Genomic DNA, 20995 nt, shown 5'->3' on the forward strand with positions numbered 1-20995 from the left:
ATATTTGAATGGAAGCCTTTCTAGACTATTTATTACCATTTTCAATTGCCGTAATAATGTTTGGAATTGGTCTAGGTTTAACAATCAGTGATTTTAAACGTGTTCTTGTAGCTCCAAAAGCAGTTGTATTTGGGTTGTTTGGTCAATTGATCATGATGCCTTTAATTGGTTTTGGAATTGCATTTGCTTTTGACTTAGATCCCATTTATCAATTAGGAGTTGTCTTAATTGCAGCATGTCCAGGAGGAACTTCTTCAAACATTGTAACTTTTATGTTGAAAGGTAGGGTTGCTTTATCTGTTTCCATGACTGCTTTCAATAGTTTCCTCATTATTCTTACGATTCCTTTAATTCTCGATTTAGCATTTAATTTATTTTGGACTTCCACCAAGGAGATTAGTTTATCGATGTTAGATACTTTTAAGGAGGTGACATTTACTGTTTTCCTTCCTGTTTTGGTTGGTTTGGTTGTGCGACATTATTATCCGAATTTCGTACAAAAGTTGAGAATACCTTTGAGGTATATTTTACCAGGAATAATGTTTTTGGTTTTTTTGTTGGTACTCATTAACGAACAGGGGAGTGGAGATAAATCTGTTTTGGAGTATTGGGAGCTCTTACTTCCAGCCTTGTGCTTAAATGTATTGGTGATGATGGTTGGGTTTATTACTTCAGGTTTTGCTAGAATCGACCATGCAGGAAAATACACCATTGCCATTGAAATGGGGTTACAAAATTCTGCTTTGGCTATTTTTTTGGCAAATAATGTAATTCAAATAGATGGACTTTCTTTAATCGCGGTATTGTATGGCGGTTTTTCTTTCTTCACAACACTAATTATCGGTTGGTTATTGAAAAAGTATGCGCAAAAAAGGGAGATAATCTCAGGGTAAATTACTGTTTCTAATAGCTCTTTTTAAACTTTTTCTCTACAGAAAAATCGATCAGATTCATAAAGTTTTCGTGTACACCTAAATTGATATCTAATTTCAATTGTTCTATTACTTTTAAAATTAAATCTGGCTTAAATTGTAAATCAGGAATCGAAACGTATTTTTCAAATAAACCGCCAAGCGTTTTGTAATACAATAGCTCAAAAGTGTTTTGGTTTTCTGGTTTTTCCTCAACGTAATTGTATTTATGGATATCAAAAGACTCTAATACATATCCTACATAATCTTTATGTAAAATCTGCTTCGGATTTACGATGTTGAGTTCTTCAATTTCTGGATTCGATAAAGCATACAATATTGCTTTTGATACAAAATCCACTGGAACTATATTTAATCCACTCTTTTTGTCAATCCAAATTCTAAAATTATCGATTGATTTATTGGCATATTTATCTAAGAAAATCGGCCACGAATAAAAAACATCGTATTTTGGTGTTTCAAAAAGTGGCTGCTCAATTAAACGACCACAAATGATGCTGGGTCTGAGAATTTGAGATTTAATATTCTTTTGTAAACAAATTTCCTTTACATAACGTTCACTTTCATATTTTGATTGTTCATAAGGATTTCTAAATTCTTTGATATCATAACTTTCTATGGCATCATTTACTTTGTTGTTTTGGATTCCAAAAGAATATGCTGTACTGATGTAAAGGAAACGATTAACTGATTTAGGCAATTGTTCTAACAGGTTTTTCGTTACCAAATAGTTCTGATTGTGTACTTTAGATTTAGACTCATTTGATTTTAAAAGACTAGTTGAACCCGCACAATGAATTACGGTTTCAAAGTTAAAATGACGAAGTGTTTCATTGCTAATTGAAGATAAGTCTTCTGGAATAACGGTTATTTTCTCTAAGCATTCATCAATAGAAAATTGGTCTAAAAATGCAGGTCGAGAAGCGTCTTGTAATATGTCAATTAAACGTTGTTGAGCCGATTTTTCATTATTTCTAATCACAACATAAAGGTGATTAACCGACCTTTCAATAATGGCTTTATGAATCCATTCAAATATAATATGACTTCCTACAATTCCTGATCCACCAGTTAACAAACAATTCATTTCGTAATAATGATTTAAATTTTGAACTTAACACCTTAGTTTTTTTGCTGGATTCAAGTTTTAAATCAAATTCAACGGTACAAAAATACTTTATTAATCATACAAATGATTGGGATGGATTAATACTCAATAAAAAATGGTCAATATTCACATTTCTAAAAATTTATTTTCTACCCTTCTTCCTCAATAATTAGACTATTCGCTAAATTTCTAACGATTATTTCATTATGTGAAATCCTTGATAGCATTTTGAGGTGAAATTGAAGAAGAAAAACTAAGAGGTGTTAGGACAAAATAAGATTCATATCCGTTAAATTACATCCAAATATTTTAATAAAATTATTATCAATAGTTTTCCATACGTTTCACTTCCTTTTGAATATCTGCTAAACTGGTTTCACTTAATATTCCATTATTTTTCAAAATGAAAAAACGATCTCCGATGACTTCAAAATCGAGTACAATTCCTTCGTTTAATATGGGGTAAAATATATTGCCTGATTGAAATATTAACCCTTCTCCAAACCAATGATTGCTTTGTTCATTAGAGCATATTTGTAATTGTCTGTTGTCATTAATTTGAGGTTGCATTGTGTTGGCTCTGAAATTCCCTGAAATAATCATATTTTGACCTATCATTTTGCTATTTGAGTAGAATTGACTTCCATATGGATACTGTTTAGGAGTGACCATGTTTTGCATGTGAACTGTTTGCTCAATGGGTTGACTGTATTTGTAATATCCACCAATACTGATCGACGAAATATATAAAGTGTCTTCTTGTACGTCTAAATCGTAATGCTTTATATATTGATGATATTTGATACTCGACAAATATTGTATGCTGTCATTTTTGAATTTGTAGATTCCTCCATGCTGAATGAAATACATTGTCGTTTGACCGGCGATCATTTCACTATAATTTCTACTATTTAATCCATAAGCCTCAAACTTAGAAAATTCATTTCCATCAAAACAGGCCAAATTAGTGAGTGGTTTATCATTTATGTGATTAAAACTTCCTAGAATGTACATTTTAGAATTAAAGACTTCGATGTTTTTTATATTTCCATTAAAGTGAGCTGTTTTCTCGAAGGTCTTTCTTTTTAACTTTAAGAGTTGATGTGGGAAATTTTCAAAAGGAAGTAAAACTGAAATGTAAAGTTCATTTTTGAAAAAATGAATACCTAGAATATCACCATTAATTTCATTACCAACTTGGGACCATTCATTAGACAAAACATTGAAGCGCATTACTTGATGTGCTAATCCATTTTGATCAGCATTTGAAATGGCATAAAGCACATTGTTTTCTTCATCTTTAATGATTTTATCAAATGTGTTAGATTGATTATTACTTTCTGTCCATTTCACTTGACTCTCTGCAGCACAAACCATTATAGGTGGTCCATAAGTTGGTTGTATTAAAGCCAGTTCAAATAACGTTAATCCACTTGTTTTTTGCCATTTAATTAAGTCTGGATGTTGTATTTCATGAAGGTAACTGAACAGTTGATTTGTTGCAATCTCACGACTTATCTTTTCTAAACCATTTTCTTTAATGATGTATCCAACAGCACAGAAAACATCATTTCTATCAATGAAAATTGGGACTCTTGAGTTTTGGAAATCATTGGAAGGAAATGTTCCTTGTAGCGTATATTCTTTTAATATTTTAATATTGGATTGACGCGCTATTTGTAGCTTTTCACTTAGATGTTCAGTGTTTTTATTTTCTAAATAAGCGATCACATTCTTCAAGTGAAGCGCAACCAACTTTTGTTCTGTTTGAGGAGTTTGTGTAAATACAATTTCATGTTTGAGATTTTTCCAATTCGAATTGACGCTCAACAGCAAATTAAAAGTTGATTCTTGTGGAGACTTCCCGAATGTTGCAACGGAAATAAGTGTCAAAAGCACTGCTAAAATCCAATTTTTATTTCCTTTCTGTTCCATCTTCGTTGTAATATTTAATGTTGTATTGACTGTCAAACTTTTCCTCCATTTTTAACTTTCCTGTTGGATAGTAAATCAAACGTTTTTTTAATTTGTTTTTGAGTATTCCGTCATCGCTGTGGTAAACATTTAAAAGGATTAAATTTTGTTCTTCATTGTAATTGTATTCTTTTAATTCAGCTGAATAAGGCTGGTGAATACGTGTAAACTCTGATTTTAATAGTCCATTCTTGAAATATACTTTTATTGTTGTGTTATAATTTCGCTGTTGGAAAGTATAAACCTCTTTCAATTTCTTTGGATTGAACCATTCGTAGGATTCCAGCAAAACTGAGGACCAAAATTCATGTTTGTACTTGTTTTCGTTTTGGAAATACTCCCAATAGCCATACTTATTATTGCTGTTTTGAGTCCAATTTCCTAGGTTTATTTGTGGACCTTGTGGATGTTTATATGCTGTAATCAATCTGAATCCTTGCGCAAATTTGCTTGGATTGATGGAGTCAAATTCTTGTACATAAATTAATGGAAAGTTTTTAGTTACCAAGAAGTATTTGACGCTTACATTTCCATTCTTGAAATAGGCTGTACTGTCTAATTTTAATTTGATTTTATGTTCTTGAAAATTATAGGAATTGAAATGCGGAAGTTCACTCTTTTTGAGTGTTTGAAAAGTCTTCATTTTTTCTAGTTGATATTTCCCTTTCTTAAAATCAAGAATAAGTTGGGCGTCTTTTTCAAGCTTTTTGATTGAAATAACCATTGAATCCTGAATATTTAAATTAAATCCATCTTGCTTGATGATCTTTAATTGATAGTTCTGATCACTTTTTAAGCTTAATCTACCAGATTGTATTTTGTGATTTTCCTTTGGAAACACATCACTGGTATCTTTTGATTTTAGCAAAATGTAGATTCTACTGTAATAGGTGCTTGTACTAAAAACAGTGCGTATTTTATAATTTTTGGAGGTCGGATAATTATTGGATACGATTAAAGGATAAGTTATACCATCGTGAACTAACTTTATGTGTAATTGGGAAGTGTTGTCGTTTTGACCAAAACTTATATCTGGATGGAGCATTAAAGCTACCAATAAAATTAATGTAATTCTATAAATCATATTCAAATGTACAGTTAAAGAAAGAATCGGTTCAATAAAAAGGAAATAAAATTTAAGTCGTTATGATGCAAATGTTTAATCGTTCCATCGTTCGCGTCCTGGATAGTCATGGAAATCCTTTTTCTGTTTAGCGTTAACAATTTTCGTAGCCAAAAAGCAACCAACGGAAGCTCTTTTGGGAAGTTATAATTGTAGGCTAAACAGCAAAAGATTGGAATAGATAGCCAGCTTTGACGCCCTGAAAAAAAACTTAAAAGTAGAGTAGGAGTAAAAATTGGATCAAAAAAAATGGTTGTTGAATTCCTCCAACAACCATTTTATTTCAAGTAATTTTATCTCTTAAAGTTCTAAAGCTCCGTTTGTGTCACGTACTTTGTCAGCCGCGGCATTAAATTTAGCTTTTTCGTCGTCAGACAATTCGATTTCAACGATTTCTTCAACACCGTTTCTACCGATCAATGCAGGAACTCCCATACAAATATCATTTTGTCCGTACTCACCTTCTAGGTAAAGTGAACAAGGGTACATTTTCTTTTGGTCACAAGCAATGGCTTGAACCAAACCTGATACTGCAGCACCTGGAGCATACCAAGCAGAAGTACCTAATAATTTAGTTAAAGTTGCACCACCAACACGTGTTTCTTGTTCAACAGACTCTAATTTAGCGTTGTCTAAGAATTGGTTAACAGGAACTCCATTTCTTGAAGCCAATCTTGTTAATGGAACCATTCCAGTATCACTATGTGCACCGATTACCATTCCGTCAACGTCAGAAATTGGAGATTCTAAAGCCTCAGCCAATCTGTATTTGAAACGAGCGCTATCTAACGCACCACCCATTCCTATAATTCTGTTTTTAGGAATATCAGTAGACTTATGTACCAAGTAAGTCATTGTATCCATTGGGTTACTTACCACGATAATGATTACGTTTGGTGAATTAGCAACCAATTGCTCAACAACAGTTTTTACGATGTTTGCATTTGTACCGATTAATTCTTCTCTCGTCATTCCTGGTTTTCTTGGAATACCAGAAGTAATTACTGCGATATCAGAATTAGCTGTTTTTGAATAATCATTTGTTGAACCCACAATTTGCGTGTCGAATCCATTTAATGATGCAGTTTGCATTAAATCCATTGCTTTACCTTCAGCAAAACCTTCTTTGATATCTAAAAGGCAAACCTCTGATGCGAAATCTTTCATCGCGATGTATTCAGCACAACTTGCACCTACTGCACCTGCTCCAACAACTGTAACTTTCATTGTAATATAATTTTATTTTTTAATAGAATATTCTGTTGCCGAAATTAAGAATTTTCTTAAAAAAGGGGTTAATAGTTATGGATTAATTCCATTTTATTGATGGTTTTTATATTTTTTGGTAAAAAAGTAATGTTTTCTGTGAAACTTGTAAGTAGTGAAGTACGTTTTTAAACCTAAACTTCTTGACTAAAATAGGGTAGAAGTAGAAGTATTTTAATATTATTGAAACATAGAATATGAAATGTAAAAATTAGGGTTTAGTTCTCTTTTCTAGAGAAAGAAAATTAAAAAAGGCAACCCTTAAAAAGTTTATTCGTTTTTAAAATGAAACAAAAGTGGAAGACGATCAACTCAAGGAAATAATAGAACGTTGTGCAGCACAAGATAGAAGTGCTCAGGAACAGCTATTTAAACTATTCTACGGGAAGATGTTAGGGGTTTGTATGCGATATACAAAAGATCATGACAGGGCCCAAGAAGTCGTTCAAGAGAGTTTTATAAAGGTCTTTGATAAGTTAGGAGAATTTGATTTTAAAGGTTCATTTGAAGGATGGGTACGAAGAATTATGGTTAATGCTTCAATAGATGCGATTCGTAAGAGAAATCGTCAGCCATTTTCTACAGATGAAGAATATGTCTTTAACGAAAGAAGCAGTGTTCAAGAACATGATTTCGATGAAGATATTACTAAAATTAAAGCTGAGTATGCCATGGAAGCAATTCAAGAATTGTCACCTGCATATCGTACTGTTTTTAACCTATTTGTAATTGAAAATTATTCGCATAAAGAAATTGCACAAATTTTGGATATTACTGAGGGAACTTCAAAATCAAACCTAGCGAAAGCAAAGCAGAATTTAAGAAAGATATTAAGTGAGAAATTTGTCAATATAGACCATGAAAGATAATTTAGAAAAAGCATTCAAGGAAAGTCTCGAGTCGTATGAAGCACCATACGATGAAGCGGCTTGGAGCGCGATGAATGCCAAATTAAATGCAAGATCAGCCGCAAAAGGTACTGGTCTAGCTAGCGTTTACAAATGGGGGCTTTCGATTATTCTCCTCAGTGCAGTGATTACGGGTTCATATTTCCTCATTGATAAGGAGGATGAAGTGAAACCTCAACAAGCTGAAGCGGTCACTACTGAAAAAGTAACGCCACAAACGGAAACGAATAATGAAGAGAAGAAAACTTCAATCTTTGAAGAAACTTCAAAAGAAGTAGAAAAGAAGGATGATGTTGAAAGTTCAATTAAAATAGAGGATAAAAAACCTGAATTGAATGAAAAAGAGGTGGAAACACAATCTGAAGTTTCAGATTCAGAGCCGGTTAAAGACAATACTAATGATCCTCAAAAAGATAAACTTGAAAAGAAAAATGAACCTCAAATGCTAATGGAACCTGCTGAAGTGACTGAGCAATATGTTGCTGGTTTAATTTCAAATACAACGATATGTACTGGAGAATCCATTGAAATAAGAAATGATTCAAAAGATGAATTGGTTCGTTTTAGCCTAGGAAACAATTGGGTTGTTTTAAAAGCTGGCGAAAACTATAATTTTAAACCAACTGAGCATTTGGTAGTTGCATTTGTAAATCAAGATTTAGAAGTTATTGCAGAAGAAAAAATAACGGTGAATGCTTTGCCTTCAATTGACTTTAAAATGGAAGCTAATATTTTCGAAGAAGGTATGCCAGTTGTAAATGTTGAATCTTATGGAGATTACAAAGCATATAATTGGTCTTTTGATGGCGAGTCAACAGTAAATGGAGCATCAGCTAAACATCACTTTTTCAACAAAGGAGACTATGACATTACATTAAATGTTACGGATTTAAATGGTTGTAAAAACTCAATTTCGAAATCTGTTCACATTAGAGATAAGTTCAACTTAATGGCTGTAGATGCGTTTAAACCAACAGGTTCTGATATTCGTAATAAAACCTTCATGCCATATTCTTTAACAGAAAGAGAAGTGCAATTTAAATTGACGATTATTGATCCTGTAGATAATGGAATCGTGTTTACATCCACTGATGCTACAAATGCATGGGACGGAACAGATCAGAGAACAGGAAAACTAACAGAAAGCAATAAGTCCTTCATTTGGAAAGTACAGATATTTAATCCTGCACCAAACGAAAGACCGATATACGCAGGTACAGTTGTACATAATTAGACATAACTAACCAATACCAAATAATCCGGTAGATAGTTTTACTATTTATCGGATTTTTTTTGGAGACTTCCTAGTAAATATTGACTTCGACAGGTTCTTTGACGGGTGGATCTTCGGTGACTGAGCCTATCGAAGTCACCGAATAAGGACGTTTTAAAAAACATTATTACTATTATTCACTCAATCAAACTTTAACCACGTTTTGTAGTTTTCTTTGATTTTAGCAGGGGATTTTCCTAACATAAAACTCCAGTAACTATATAAGTTTACCATATTGACTTTAAAATAGGAGTTGAGTTTGTATTTTCGTGCAGAAACGACTACATCTTTAGGAATGATTTTAAACTTAAATTGTTTTCTGGCTCTTCTAATAAAATCAAAATCTTCCATGATGATGTAATCTTCATCAAAACCATTTAACTTTTCAAAAATATCTTTCGTGACAAATAAGGTTTGATCTCCACCGCGACAAAACATAAAGTCGAAGCGCGTCCACCAAGCATTAAACTTGAGCATGACTGTATTTTTGTCAAACACAAAACGATAACATCCAAGATCTCCACCTTTTGCCAAAGTTTGCTCAATATCAGACTCAAAAGTCACAGGAGGAATAACATCTGCATGAATAAAATAGTAAAGTTCTCCAGTTGCAGATTCCGCACCTTTGTTGAGTTGTAATGCTCTAGAAGCTTGTTCTGTTTGAATTAATTTTACATTTGAAAACTTTTTAACGAGTTCAAGTGTTTTATCTTTACTTCCTCCGTCAACAACAATTATTTCAGAGGAGTGTAGTGCATGCTTTGTTAGAAAGTCTAGTAGCTGTGCAATTTTATTTTCCTCGTTTAATGTTGGAATAATAATTGAATGTTTCATTAATACAAATGTAAAATACTTATTATGTTAAGACTCAAATTTTTGCTTTATTTATTTTTAACAACAGCTATAGTTTTTTGTTCAAGTGTATCTGCTCAGGATAATTTCCACAAACATCAAAAATGGGATGCCTTAACTAAAGAGTATGTTACAAAAGACGGATTTGTTCGTTACAAAGGATTTATCAAAGATTCAACAAAACTGAATGCATATCTTGAGGAGTTAGCAGAAAATCATCCGAATGACAAATGGACCTCAGCACAAAAGAAAGCCTATTGGATAAATGCCTACAATGCCTTTACAATTCAATTAATCATCAGAAATTATCCGGTGAAATCGATTAAAGATCTAGGTGGTTCTATTTATAGGGTAAATACAGCTTGGGACATAAAGTTTATTCACTTAGGAGATGAAACCTACGATTTAAATAACATTGAACACAATATTCTAAGAAAAGAGTGGGAAGATGCCAGAGTTCATGCAGTGGTGAATTGTGCTTCTGTTTCTTGTCCGGCTTTACGTCAGGGAGCTTTTACAGCAAAGAATCTTGAAGCCCAAATGGATGAACAAATGCGAAAATTCATCAACGATAAAACGAAGAATACCATTTCAGAAGATAAAGCTAAAGTGTCTTCATTATTTACATGGTTTGCAGGAGATTTTAAAGATAACGCTCCGTCAGTGATAGCATACATCAACAAGTTTTCAGATGTAAAAATCAAACCAGATGCTGAAATCACTTATCAGGATTATGATTGGAGTTTGAATGATGTGAAATAGTCTTTACAAGAAATCTTCAAATACTGCGTTTAGTTTACTTCGACAAGCTCTGCACAGGTGTTTTAATTGGAATTAGTTCTCTCATCGTTCCGATATCGAGATGACGTTGTTTTTGTGGCTAGGATTGAAAAAAGGCAGGGAGATGCCGGAACTCCCCGACTTTTATTTGCCTTTTTTCATTGATTTTTCCATTAAACATGTCATCTCGAACAACTTTGTTGGAGAGATCTTTGAAAAGACACTGTGAAAATTCCCTCTAAACAATTTCAAAATTAATTTCAACACAAATTTTAATCGAAAACTCAATCATATTTCAAAAAATAAGTAGTTTAGCATACTATGATACTTACGGTATACGCTGAACAAATTTCAAAACGACTAAAATATGTACTGTCGATAGTTTTTGATATTCGTGAAATTGACTTTCGATTGGTTAATGATATATACGAATATCAGCAAGCGGCATTCCCAAAATTTGCCTATTCAGATAATCCTTTATTTGAAGAAAATGTTCGAATCTCTCCGTCAAGTTTGTTGTTTGAAGAAGAACTCTTGCCTGTACTTGTTGAAAAGGATATGTGGAATAATCATGAGGTGCTTAAAATTGAAGGCGTTTCAGATATTTTAGCGAGTATTTTCTATGTAATTACATTGTATGATGATACCTTGCAAGAAGAAACGGATGAACACGATAGAAATATTGGAGCGAAATCAATTTTATATAAGTATGGATGGCTCGATCAACTGATCGTTGAACGTTGGTCTGAACAACTCATTGATTTTATTGAAAAACACAACAATTACAGATTAGAAACAAAAGTAATTCCATTCAACATTATCCCGACTTTTGATATTGATAACGTATATGCTTATCGGTTAAAAACGGGATGGAGAAAATTGATGAGTATTGGAAGAGATGTATTGAAATTTGATAAATTCCGTTTAAAAGAACGTAAAGATGTCCTTTCAGGATTACAAAAGGATCCATATGATACTTATCATATTATTGAATCAATTGCTAAAAAGGGATTTGATGTTAAGGTGTTTTGGTTATTGGGAGACTATGCTACTTTTGACCGAAATGTAAATTATGAAGACCTAGATCATCAAAAAATAATAAAGGAAGTTAATGAATATGCTGAAGTGAACCTGCATCCAAGTTATCGTTCTAATCAAGCAATTACCAATATTCGAGAGGAAAAAACAAGGCTCGAAACTATAATAGGTCAGGAAGTGACTCATTCAAGGCAACACTTCCTAAAAGTTAAAGTACCTTATACTTTTAGAGAATTATCAAAAGTTGGTTTTACGGATGATTATTCCTTGGGCTATGCAGATAAAATTGGTTTTAGAGCTGGAGTGGCTAGATCTTTTCCATTTTATGATTTAAAAGTGAATCATGTGACTAATTTAATACTTCACCCGATTTCTTATATGGATGGTACTTTAAATGAATACATGAAATTGTCTATCGATGAAGCCATTGAAGTTGTTCAAGGTTTAAAAAAAGAAGTGCAAACATACGGTGGTGATTTTGTAGCATTATGGCACAATGAAACCATTGGAGACTACGGAAAGTGGAAAGGTTGGAGTAGGGTGCTTAATGAAACTTTGAAATAAAGGAATTAAAAAATGCAAAAAACGAGTGTGAAAATACCGAAGGTTGAAAGTGTAGATTATGCTTCTCACTATTCATTTTTAGGAAGTTGTTTTTCAGAACATCTATCTGCTAAAATGAAGGAAAATGGTTTTACCGTTTCTGCGAACCCTTTTGGTGTGATTTTTAATCCAATTTCTTTGGCAGATTTACTTCTTGGAGACGATGAAGTACTCGAAGATTCCGTTTTTGAAAGAGATGGAGTGGCTTTGTCTTGGTTGGCCAATAGTACCTGTTTTACGTATGCTGAAAAGACTTTAAAAACACAACTCGTTGAATTAAGAAAAGAGTTTTTAAATAGCTTGTCTTCTTCTAAAATATTATTTGTCACTTTTGGAACCGCTTGGGTTTATGAAAAGAATTCCACGCATCAAATTGTTGCAAATTGTCATAAAGTTCCCAATAAGAATTTTACAAAACGCCTATTGACAGTAGAAGAAATCACAGAAAAATGGAGTCAGCTTATTGAAAAACTAAATTTAGAAAGTGATCTTAAACTCATTTTTACGGTCAGTCCAGTTCGACATGTTAAAGACGGCTTAGTAGAAAATGCACGTAGTAAAGCTGTTTTATTGAATGCAGTTCATAAATTAAATGACAAATATTCGAATGTTGGTTATTTCCCCGCTTATGAATTGATGCTTGATGAAATGCGAGATTATGCATTTTACAAAAAAGATGGCCTTCATCCTAACGAAATAGCGGTTGATGAAATTTGGAAGCGATTTAAGGAAGCTTATTTTACTGAACAAACAGACAGTATTTGTAAAGAATATGAAAAAATTCGAATGTTATTTGCGCATCGGTCATTACATCCAGCATCAGAAAAGGCGAAGGAGTTTGAATTGAATCGGGAGAAGAAGTTGGAAGATTTTAAACTGCGATTTCCAAGTTTTAACCGCGGAGGTCGCTAAGAAGTCGCAAAGGTCGCAGATTTGAAGTACTGATTTTATACTTTTTTCTTTGTGAAACTCCGCGTAAACCTCCGCTATCTTTGCGGTTACATTTCTAAAGTTCTCACGAAGAGAGAGGTGGCAATTACCTCCGATTAAACACCTAACTCTATATTTAGGCTTTTAAATGCAATAGTATTTGTATCTTTCTTCTTCTCCGTGACCCTCTGTGAAAACCTCTTTGATCTCTGTGTAAAATCAAATGTTACAGGCGCTCTTTGTGACCAGTAAACTGTACAGCACTCTGCGAAACTACGCGTAAACCTCCGCTATCTTTGCGGTTAAGCACCCAAAACCCGCACAAACTCCCACATCACAACACCTGCACAAACACTCACATTCAAACTGTGTTTCGTTCCAAATTGAGGGATCTCTAAAACCACATCTGCCAAATCAATAATTTCTTGTTGAACACCATCGACTTCATTACCAAAGACCAACACATGTTTTTCTTCGCTTTTCACCACTACATCTTGTAATAGCAGTGTTTCCTCAGCTTGTTCTACAGCATAAACTTTATATCCGTCTGCTTGATATTCCTTCAACAAGTCAATCAAATTTTCATGGTGTTCCCAATCAATAGATTCCGTAGCTCCAAGTGCCGTCTTTTGAATTTCTCGATGCGGTGGTTGAGCTGTAATTCCACCTAAAATAACCTTAGAAACATTAAACGCATCGGCAGTCCTAAAAAAGGTACCTACATTTGCCAAACTTCTAATATTGTCCAAAACAACTACTAAAGGAAACTTTTCTTTTTCCTTAAATTCTTCTACCGTTGGGCGATTTAACTCCCATAATTTTAACTTTCTGTTCATAAAAATTGATAACTGAATCCTGTATTGAGTTGGACTTTCCAACGAAACTTGTATGTTTACGATTTGCAAATTAACACAAACATTTTCATTTTGGCTAAAACAAAGAAAGAAAAAAAGGCTACAGAGACTCCACTGATGAAACAATACAATCAGATAAAGTCTAAACATCCAACTGCAATGTTGTTATTTCGTGTGGGTGATTTTTATGAAACCTTTGGAGAAGATGCTGTGAAGGCGTCTAGAATTTTAGGGATTGTCTTAACCAAAAGAAAAAATGGAAGTGCTTCTCATATTGAATTGGCTGGGTTTCCACACCATTCATTACAAACTTATTTGCCCAAATTAGTAAGAGCTGGAGAACGTGTTGCCATTTGTGATCAATTGGAAGATCCTAAACTAACCAAGAAAATTGTAAAACGTGGCGTCACGGAATTGGTAACTCCAGGTGTAGCATTAAACGATCAAGTACTTGAACACAATAAAAATAATTTCTTGGCTTCGGTTTTTCTTGGTAAAAAAGAACATGGTGTAGCATTTTTGGATATTTCCACGGGAGAATTCTTAATTGCCCAAGGAGATTCAGAATATATCGATAAATTACTGCAAGGTTTCGAACCAAGTGAAGTCTTATATTCTCGTCAGCAAAATCAAAAGTTTAAAGATTTATTTGGAGAACGATTCTATACATTCCGTCAGGAAGACTGGGTATTTACTGAAGATTTTGGACGTGAATCACTGAATAAACATTTTCAAACAAAAAATCTAAAAGGATTTGGTGTTGAAGAAATGACGGAAGGAATTATTGCAGCGGGGTCAATTTTACAATACATTTCAGATGCGCAACACAAAGATTTAGGACATATTTCTAAAATCAGTCGTATTGAAGAAGATAAATATGTTTGGTTGGATCGTTTCACCACACGAAACTTAGAATTGATTCACTCACCTCATGAAAATGGAGCAACTTTACTTTCTGTTTTAGACCGTTCCGTTACTCCAATGGGAGGTCGAATGATGAAACGTTGGATGGTTTTACCATTGAAAGATTTAAAATCTATTGAAGCAAGATTAGATGCTGTAGATGCTTTAATTAAAAATGAAGAGGTGGCTTTTGAATTGAGTCAGCGCTTAAGTAATATCTATGATTTAGAACGTTTGGCTTCTAAAATTGCCGTTGGAAAAGTAAATCCAAAAGAGGTGAATCAATTAAAGAACACTTTACTGGAGATTGAACCTATTCAGCAATTGTTAAAAAGCACAGATTCAAAGGCTTTGTTGAGTATTGCTGATAGAATGAATCCATGTGAACAATTAATGACTTTGATTAACACACAATTGCACGATGATCCTGCGATTCAGGTGGGGAAAGGAAAAGTAATTGCGGATGGATTTAACGATGAATTGGATGAGTTGAGAAGATTGTCTAATTCTGGTAGAACATTTTTAGAAGATTTGCAAAAGCGTGAAGCCGAAAGAACAGGAATTCCAAGTTTAAAAGTGGCATTCAATAATGTGTTTGGTTACTATCTTGAAGTTCGAAATACACACAAAGATAAAGTTCCGGAAGAATGGATTCGTAAACAAACCTTGGTGAGTGCAGAGCGATATATCACCGAAGAATTGAAAGAATACGAAACGAAAATTCTAGGAGCAGAAGAAAAAATAGATGTAATTGAAAGAAAACTGTTTTTAGAACTTGTTTTATCAATGGCTGATTACATTACACCGATTCAATTTAACGCCTTTTTAATTGGACAATTGGATTGTTTCTCTTCTTTTGCAAAAGTTTCAAAGGCTAATAATTACAATAGACCAACGATTGACGAAGGATATGCACTAGACATTAAAGAAGGTCGCCATCCTGTAATTGAAAAACAAATGGGAATAGGCGAGGAGTATATTCCAAATGATGTTTTTCTAGACAACGAAACACAACAAATCATTATGATTACCGGACCGAATATGTCTGGTAAAAGTGCAATTTTGAGACAAACGGCATTGATTTCATTAATGGCGCAGATGGGATGTTTTGTTCCTGCAAAATCGGCGCAACTTGGTTTAGTCGACAAAGTATTTACCCGTGTTGGAGCTTCAGATAATATTTCTTCAGGAGAATCTACTTTTATGGTAGAAATGAACGAAACAGCGAGTATTTTGAATAATCTTTCGCCGCGTAGTTTGGTTTTATTAGATGAAATTGGTCGTGGAACAAGTACTTATGATGGAATTTCTATCGCTTGGGCTATTGCAGAATACATTCACCAACATCCACAAGCGCATTGTAAAACGCTGTTTGCAACGCATTACCACGAATTGAACGAGATGACAAACAAGTTTCCTCGTATTAAAAATTACACTGTTTCTGTTAAAGAAGTTGGGACAAAAATTCTCTTTTTGCGTAAACTAATAGAAGGAGGAAGTGAGCACAGTTTTGGTATTCACGTGGCTAAATTGGCTGGAATGCCGAATCCTGTTGTAGAGCGAGCTTCAAAAATGCTGAAAGAATTAGAGACATCGAACCGAGGGTCGGAAAAAGAAAAAGTGAAGGAAGCAGGAAATGCTGCAGATATGCAATTGAGTTTCTTCCAATTGGACGATCCAATTTTGGAAAGTATCAGAGAAGAAGTAGCCAATATGGACATTGATACATTGACACCAGTGGAAGCGTTGTTTAAGCTGAATGAGATTAAGAAGAAAGTAGGGAAGGGGAAATAATTACGAATAGGGGAATTACGATTTACGAATTTTTTGTAGAAAGCAGATTTCTAGTCAGTTCAAGTGATCCAATAGCATTAGGATTACGTAATGAAGTGAAGAAATTTGTATTGAGAACAACGAGGACTCACTTAAGGAGTCAGCACTCTTCTCGATACGCTTTTGTTTCACTACAGTACTTGAAATGACGTGAATAAAAAGTTTCGTTTCTTTGAATTTCTTTAATTCGATTTGACGATCCGAATTGTTTCCTCAGTTGTATTATTTTTTAACTTTAAAATATAGATGCCTGGACTTAAGTCTTTTGTGTTAATAAGTCCTTCTCCTTGATGATTTGTACTTTCATTCATTATTTTTTGCCCAATACTTGAGTATAATGTTAACTGACCTTTTCCATAAAATGATTTAATTTTTAGTTCATCATTAAATGGATTTGGGTAAACCAATGACTTCTGAAGTTTCTCTGTTTGTTCAAGTGAAGCAAAACAGTTCAAACTACTCAAATCACCATCATATATGGTGTTTTTTACCGAATTTGTAAGAACTGGTGGATTGAAATCAAAGTAAATATCCGATTCATTAGAAATAACAGTACCGTGTGGAAGATTGGGTTTAGGTTCTATTTCAAAAATGAGATAACCATTACTTTCAATTTCATTTGTAAAACTATCAATTAAATGAATATCGTCAAAAACGAAGTTTACAATATTATTTCCAAGAATTTCTGTTTTCATATCATGGCTACTTCCGATAACATGAAATGTGTTCATATCAAGGTTATTATCAATGGTATCAATTACATTAATGTTTATAGCCTCTGAATTCCCTGTATTTTGAAAACGAATTTTGTAGGTTAGTTTTTGATCTTGTGTTATATAATTGGGAATACATTTACCAGAAGGGTAAACCTGTTTGTCATTAGGATCAAATCCATTAACTACAGGAACACAATAAGTTTTTACATTATTGGTAGTGTCATGATCACCTGGAATAGGGGTGATAATTAATTCCAAACATACAGTATCACCAATTTGTGCTTGGTTAATAGTGTGGACATTTATAAATGGGTTGAAATGTGTTGAAAAGTAGTCCATAGCTGAGAAGTCCCAAACTAGAGTGTCACCAGAAAAGGTGGCTTGTGGATATGAACTATTCACTAATACATTATTGTCAAGAACGAGTTTAAGTTGTCCATTGGTAGGTTGACATCCGTTATTGAATGCATTTAACCACACTTTAGAGTCAAAACCAGGTCTAAATTCTGAGTAAACAAGATTAGCGTTTAGATCAAATGAGCTTCCTGTTGATGTTGGCCCCTCAATATAGCTACCAACTGTTGCGGTACAGTTATTAGTGTCAGTAATTTCGCATATATAGGCTCCACCTGAAGAAACTTGTAAGGAAGAACTCGTTCCTGAACTTCCAACTGTCCAGTTATAAGAATAAGGAGAGGCTCCATTAATTCCATTAATTGAAAGCCCTCCATCACTTGTACAAGATACAAGAGAATCTATTGTAATATATCCGTCAATATATGCACAAGTATCATAAGGAGCATCATTGATTATTCGTGTAATTCCATTTTTTAGGAATGAAGTATTTAAATTGTTAAAACCTCCTGTTAGTAGAATGTCGTTTTGTTGGTTAAACGTCATGTTTTGAGCTAAATGTGCTTCATAAGACTCACTTGCTGAGCCAAAAATATTCTCATCGAAAGTCCCATCATAGTTATATCTTCTAATTCCATTACTGTATTGCCAACCATAAGTTACAGATGTTTTATAGGTATCCAAAGTAACTAGTTTACCATCACTTTGCATTTTTAACTTAAAATCATCTGCAGTGGATAAGCTGTTATCATAATTAGGATCAATTGTATATGAAGGAAGTAGAATCCTTTTTTTCTCATGTAAGCTAGTACCGAATTTTGCGACAATTATAAGGTCTCCATTATGATCAAAAATAATATCTTTAAAGTAACTGAAATTTAAATTAAGATTGGCAAAACTTGAATTTACACTACCATTTGGATTTAGAGCTAATATGTCACCAGATTCTCTTGCAACGTAAATATCACCATTTGTGGCGCACAAGATTTTAAGAATTCTACCAACATTGTTAGGGGAGTAAATACTTGTTCCATTAAAACTATAATCAATTGAACCATCAGTGTTTAGACGATAGAGTCTATTCTCTGTCACACCAGCCTGCGTCAGAGTAGAGACTCCTAACATTATTTTACCATTGTCTTGGATGGTCATTTTTAAATATCGATCCGAAGTGTATATACTGTTATCCAACTGAAAAGTACTGTCTACACTTCCATCTGGATGGAACCTAAGTAAATGTTCATATTGACTACTATTGACATCAAATGTGGCACATACCAGTATTTTTCCATCATCTTGAACAACAAAATCTCCTATATAATGCACATGTCCATTGTGTGTATTAATATTTAATGAAAAAGTAGAATCTAATTGTCCATCGGGCAATAATCTTAATATTGGACTTTCTATTATTGAGGAATTGTAGAAATTTATCACCTTTCCATTGTTACCAACAAGTAACTTTCCATTGGGTAATACTTCTACTTGTGATAATTCTTTAGTTCCATTACCTATATTGTATTGTGGGTCTGGCTCACAACTTGGTAGATCTATTTTATAAACCCCTGTAAACCCTGTAACATACATTGTAGTTCCATCATATGCCATACTATAAATTGAATGAGGTCCCGAATTACCTGGTATTTCATCTCCGTTATACATTCGACTCTCTAATGGGGTGGAAGAACCACCTGCAAAATAAATTTCACTATTAATTTCCTCAAGCACTGTTGGAGGTTGAACCTCTGGATAAAAATCAAGAGAAGGATCTAAGATTCCATCGGCAGTAAATCTTGCTAAGTACTTAATGTTGTTATTTCCTTGAATAGATGTGAATTGACCTCCTATATATAATTTCGAGTTTGGTGCTTCATAAATAAGTGAAATTCCTACATTCGTACCTGTACCTATGTTAAAGCCAGTGTCATGAGTACCATCTTGATTTAGCCTTATAATTTTGTTGATTCCTGAAGAATTGTAGTCAGTGAAATTACCACGAACAATTAACTTACCATTTGATTGTAAATGAATTTCATTTAAAGAATAATTAAAACCTGCTGCTACAATAAATGTATTATCAAACGTACCATTACTATTTACTTTCACGATGTCATGAACTGGGTTTCCGTTATAGGATGTAAAATCTCCAGCAATAAAGATATCCCCATTTGGTGAAATTTCAATAGATTTTACATTTTGAAATCCTCCAGTAATTCCAGTACCTACATTAAAACTATTATCGATACTTCCATCACTCAATAACCTAACAATTCCAGTTGCTGGAATTCCATTGAAAGTATCGAAAACTCCGCCAACTAAAATCTTTCCATCACTTTGAATCTTAATATCGAATATAAAACCGTTAAATCCAGTTCCAACGTTAAATGACTGGTCAAGAGATCCGTCCGGGTTTAATCGTGCAATATAATTTATACTTTCTCCATTATAAGATGTAATGTCTCCTCCGATAATTAATTTGCCATCACTTTGTAAAGCAGTTGCTTGAACATTATCAACTCCTGTCATATCTCCAAATGAAAGGTCATCCACAGTATTGAATGTTAAATCTATTTGACCTAATTGATTATATGCAGAAAAAGAAAAGAATAAAGTCAGTAGTGTAAGTAAGTATTTTGTCATAAGTAAAATCTTCTAATTAAATTCAAATTTAAACAAAAAAAGTATTTATACAATATACTCATACTCGTTGTTGAAATGTTATTTTAAACCTTTTTACATTTCTCTTGTTTTAATCAAATAATAATGGTGATATTCACCTTTTTAAGGATTAGAATCGAATCTATAATTTGAGAGAAATCAAAAAAATAGCAGTATTACTTTTTGTGCGAAATGCATACGAAGAATTGAAGCACAAAGCTTTGATTAAAGGCGAGAGTAGTAAAAATGTTCTGCTGTTTAAGTACCTCAATAAAAGAATCGTCAATACCGTAAAAGATACAGATTACAATTATTTTATCATTGATTCGTCTCAACAACATGGCCGAACCTTTGCCGAACGATTTAAAAATGCGTTTAAAAGTATTTTTCAAGCTGGATACGATGCGGTAATTAGTTTGGGAAATGACACTCCACAGGTCAATAGTAAAACTTTACATGATGTAGTAGATCACTTTGAACATAACGATGTCGTTGTAGGGAAAACCAATTTAGGCGGTGCTTATACGATTGGATTAACCAAGTATGCATTTTCAAAATGTTCATTCGAAGCAGTCGATTGGCGCACGAGTCATGTGGTTGAATCTATTGAAGAACGGGCCATTTTTCAAGGAAGTTCATTTGTTCAACTCGATGAGGTTTACACAGAATTGAGTACGCACAACGACTTAAATCTATTCCTTCAGCAACTTTTAACGAAGCATATTAGACTAGAAGACGATACTTTCTTCTTAAGTCTTATTTCAAAACCAAATCATTTCGATAATTATCCTCAACTTCAAATGGACATCATTCTTCATGGTGTTACAGAAATTCGAGGTTCTCCTTCATTTATTTAGTTAAAACAAATACTTTTTTATTCAAAAGAAATT

The 20995-nt window shown here is 33.4% G+C and carries 15 protein-coding genes; 8 read left to right on the top strand and 7 right to left on the bottom strand.

What is annotated here, in order from left to right:
- Positions 1-8 precede the first annotated feature (8 nt).
- Entirely contained in the window at positions 9-893 is an 885-nt protein-coding gene (locus DXU93_RS14465; RefSeq protein ID WP_116882019.1) for a bile acid:sodium symporter family protein, read from the top strand.
- 10 nt (positions 894-903) lie between these two features.
- Here the strand turns inward: DXU93_RS14465 and DXU93_RS14470 are convergent, their stop codons facing one another.
- From DXU93_RS14470 to DXU93_RS14485, 4 genes are all read right to left on the bottom strand, one after another.
- The gene (locus DXU93_RS14470) at positions 904-2019 is read right to left on the bottom strand and encodes an SDR family oxidoreductase (RefSeq protein WP_116882020.1); all 1116 of its coding nucleotides are present in this window, start codon (positions 2017-2019) and stop codon (positions 904-906) included.
- Positions 2020-2364: 345 nt separating this feature from the next.
- Entirely contained in the window at positions 2365-3975 is a 1611-nt protein-coding gene (locus DXU93_RS14475) for a hypothetical protein (protein WP_116882021.1), read from the bottom strand.
- On the bottom strand, positions 3956-5098 hold the full coding sequence (locus tag DXU93_RS14480; RefSeq protein WP_116882022.1) for a hypothetical protein: 1143 nt from the start codon (positions 5096-5098) through the stop codon (positions 3956-3958). Before DXU93_RS14480 ends, DXU93_RS14475 begins: the two co-directional genes overlap by 20 nt.
- 339 nt (positions 5099-5437) lie before the next feature.
- On the bottom strand, positions 5438-6364 hold the full coding sequence (locus tag DXU93_RS14485) for a malate dehydrogenase (RefSeq protein ID WP_116882023.1): 927 nt from the start codon (positions 6362-6364) through the stop codon (positions 5438-5440).
- A gap of 335 nt (positions 6365-6699) precedes the next feature.
- Between DXU93_RS14485 and DXU93_RS14490 the strand changes: the two genes are divergently transcribed.
- Together DXU93_RS14490 and DXU93_RS14495 are read left to right on the top strand one after the other, a co-directional pair.
- On the top strand, positions 6700-7272 hold the full coding sequence (locus DXU93_RS14490; RefSeq protein ID WP_116882024.1) for an RNA polymerase sigma factor: 573 nt from the start codon (positions 6700-6702) through the stop codon (positions 7270-7272).
- Positions 7262-8545: a PKD domain-containing protein gene (locus tag DXU93_RS14495; protein ID WP_116882025.1), complete on the top strand. Its 1284-nt coding sequence runs from the start codon at positions 7262-7264 to the stop codon at positions 8543-8545. The genes DXU93_RS14490 and DXU93_RS14495 overlap by 11 nt, the downstream gene beginning before the upstream one ends.
- A 180-nt stretch (positions 8546-8725) precedes the next feature.
- Here the strand turns inward: DXU93_RS14495 and DXU93_RS14500 are convergent, their stop codons facing one another.
- Positions 8726-9418, bottom strand: a complete 693-nt coding sequence (locus DXU93_RS14500) for a TIGR04283 family arsenosugar biosynthesis glycosyltransferase (RefSeq protein WP_116882026.1) — start codon at positions 9416-9418, stop codon at positions 8726-8728.
- A gap of 24 nt (positions 9419-9442) precedes the next feature.
- Here DXU93_RS14500 and DXU93_RS14505 point away from each other — a divergent pair, with 24 nt between their 5' ends.
- From DXU93_RS14505 to DXU93_RS14515, 3 genes are all read left to right on the top strand, one after another.
- Positions 9443-10198 carry a DUF547 domain-containing protein gene (locus DXU93_RS14505; RefSeq protein ID WP_116882027.1) on the top strand — a complete coding sequence of 252 codons (756 nt, stop codon included), beginning with the start codon at positions 9443-9445 and terminating at the stop codon, positions 10196-10198.
- A 339-nt stretch (positions 10199-10537) separates the two neighbouring features.
- A complete protein-coding gene (locus DXU93_RS14510; protein WP_116882028.1) occupies positions 10538-11818 on the top strand; it encodes a polysaccharide deacetylase family protein in 1281 nt (426 codons plus the stop codon).
- Positions 11819-11830: 12 nt separating this feature from the next.
- The gene (locus DXU93_RS14515) at positions 11831-12769 is read left to right on the top strand and encodes a GSCFA domain-containing protein (protein WP_116882029.1); all 939 of its coding nucleotides are present in this window, start codon (positions 11831-11833) and stop codon (positions 12767-12769) included.
- A gap of 320 nt (positions 12770-13089) precedes the next feature.
- Here DXU93_RS14515 and DXU93_RS14520 read toward each other — a convergent pair whose 3' ends face one another.
- Entirely contained in the window at positions 13090-13623 is a 534-nt protein-coding gene (locus tag DXU93_RS14520) for an RNA methyltransferase (RefSeq protein WP_116882040.1), read from the bottom strand.
- A 135-nt stretch (positions 13624-13758) separates the two neighbouring features.
- Here DXU93_RS14520 and mutS point away from each other — a divergent pair, with 135 nt between their 5' ends.
- Entirely contained in the window at positions 13759-16338 is a 2580-nt protein-coding gene (mutS, locus tag DXU93_RS14525; RefSeq protein WP_116882041.1) for a DNA mismatch repair protein MutS, read from the top strand.
- Between the two features lie 221 nt (positions 16339-16559).
- Here the strand turns inward: mutS and DXU93_RS14530 are convergent, their stop codons facing one another.
- On the bottom strand, positions 16560-20087 hold the full coding sequence (locus DXU93_RS14530) for a DUF7619 domain-containing protein (RefSeq protein WP_116882030.1): 3528 nt from the start codon (positions 20085-20087) through the stop codon (positions 16560-16562).
- Between the two features lie 167 nt (positions 20088-20254).
- On the opposite strand from DXU93_RS14530, the gene DXU93_RS14535 reads away from it, so the two are divergent.
- Positions 20255-20962, top strand: a complete 708-nt coding sequence (locus tag DXU93_RS14535; protein WP_165851431.1) for a DUF2064 domain-containing protein — start codon at positions 20255-20257, stop codon at positions 20960-20962.
- Positions 20963-20995 lie beyond the last annotated feature (33 nt).

The sequence above is a fragment of the Brumimicrobium aurantiacum genome, assembly GCF_003402975.1.
Lineage (GTDB): Bacteria > Bacteroidota > Bacteroidia > Flavobacteriales_D > Crocinitomicaceae > Brumimicrobium > Brumimicrobium aurantiacum.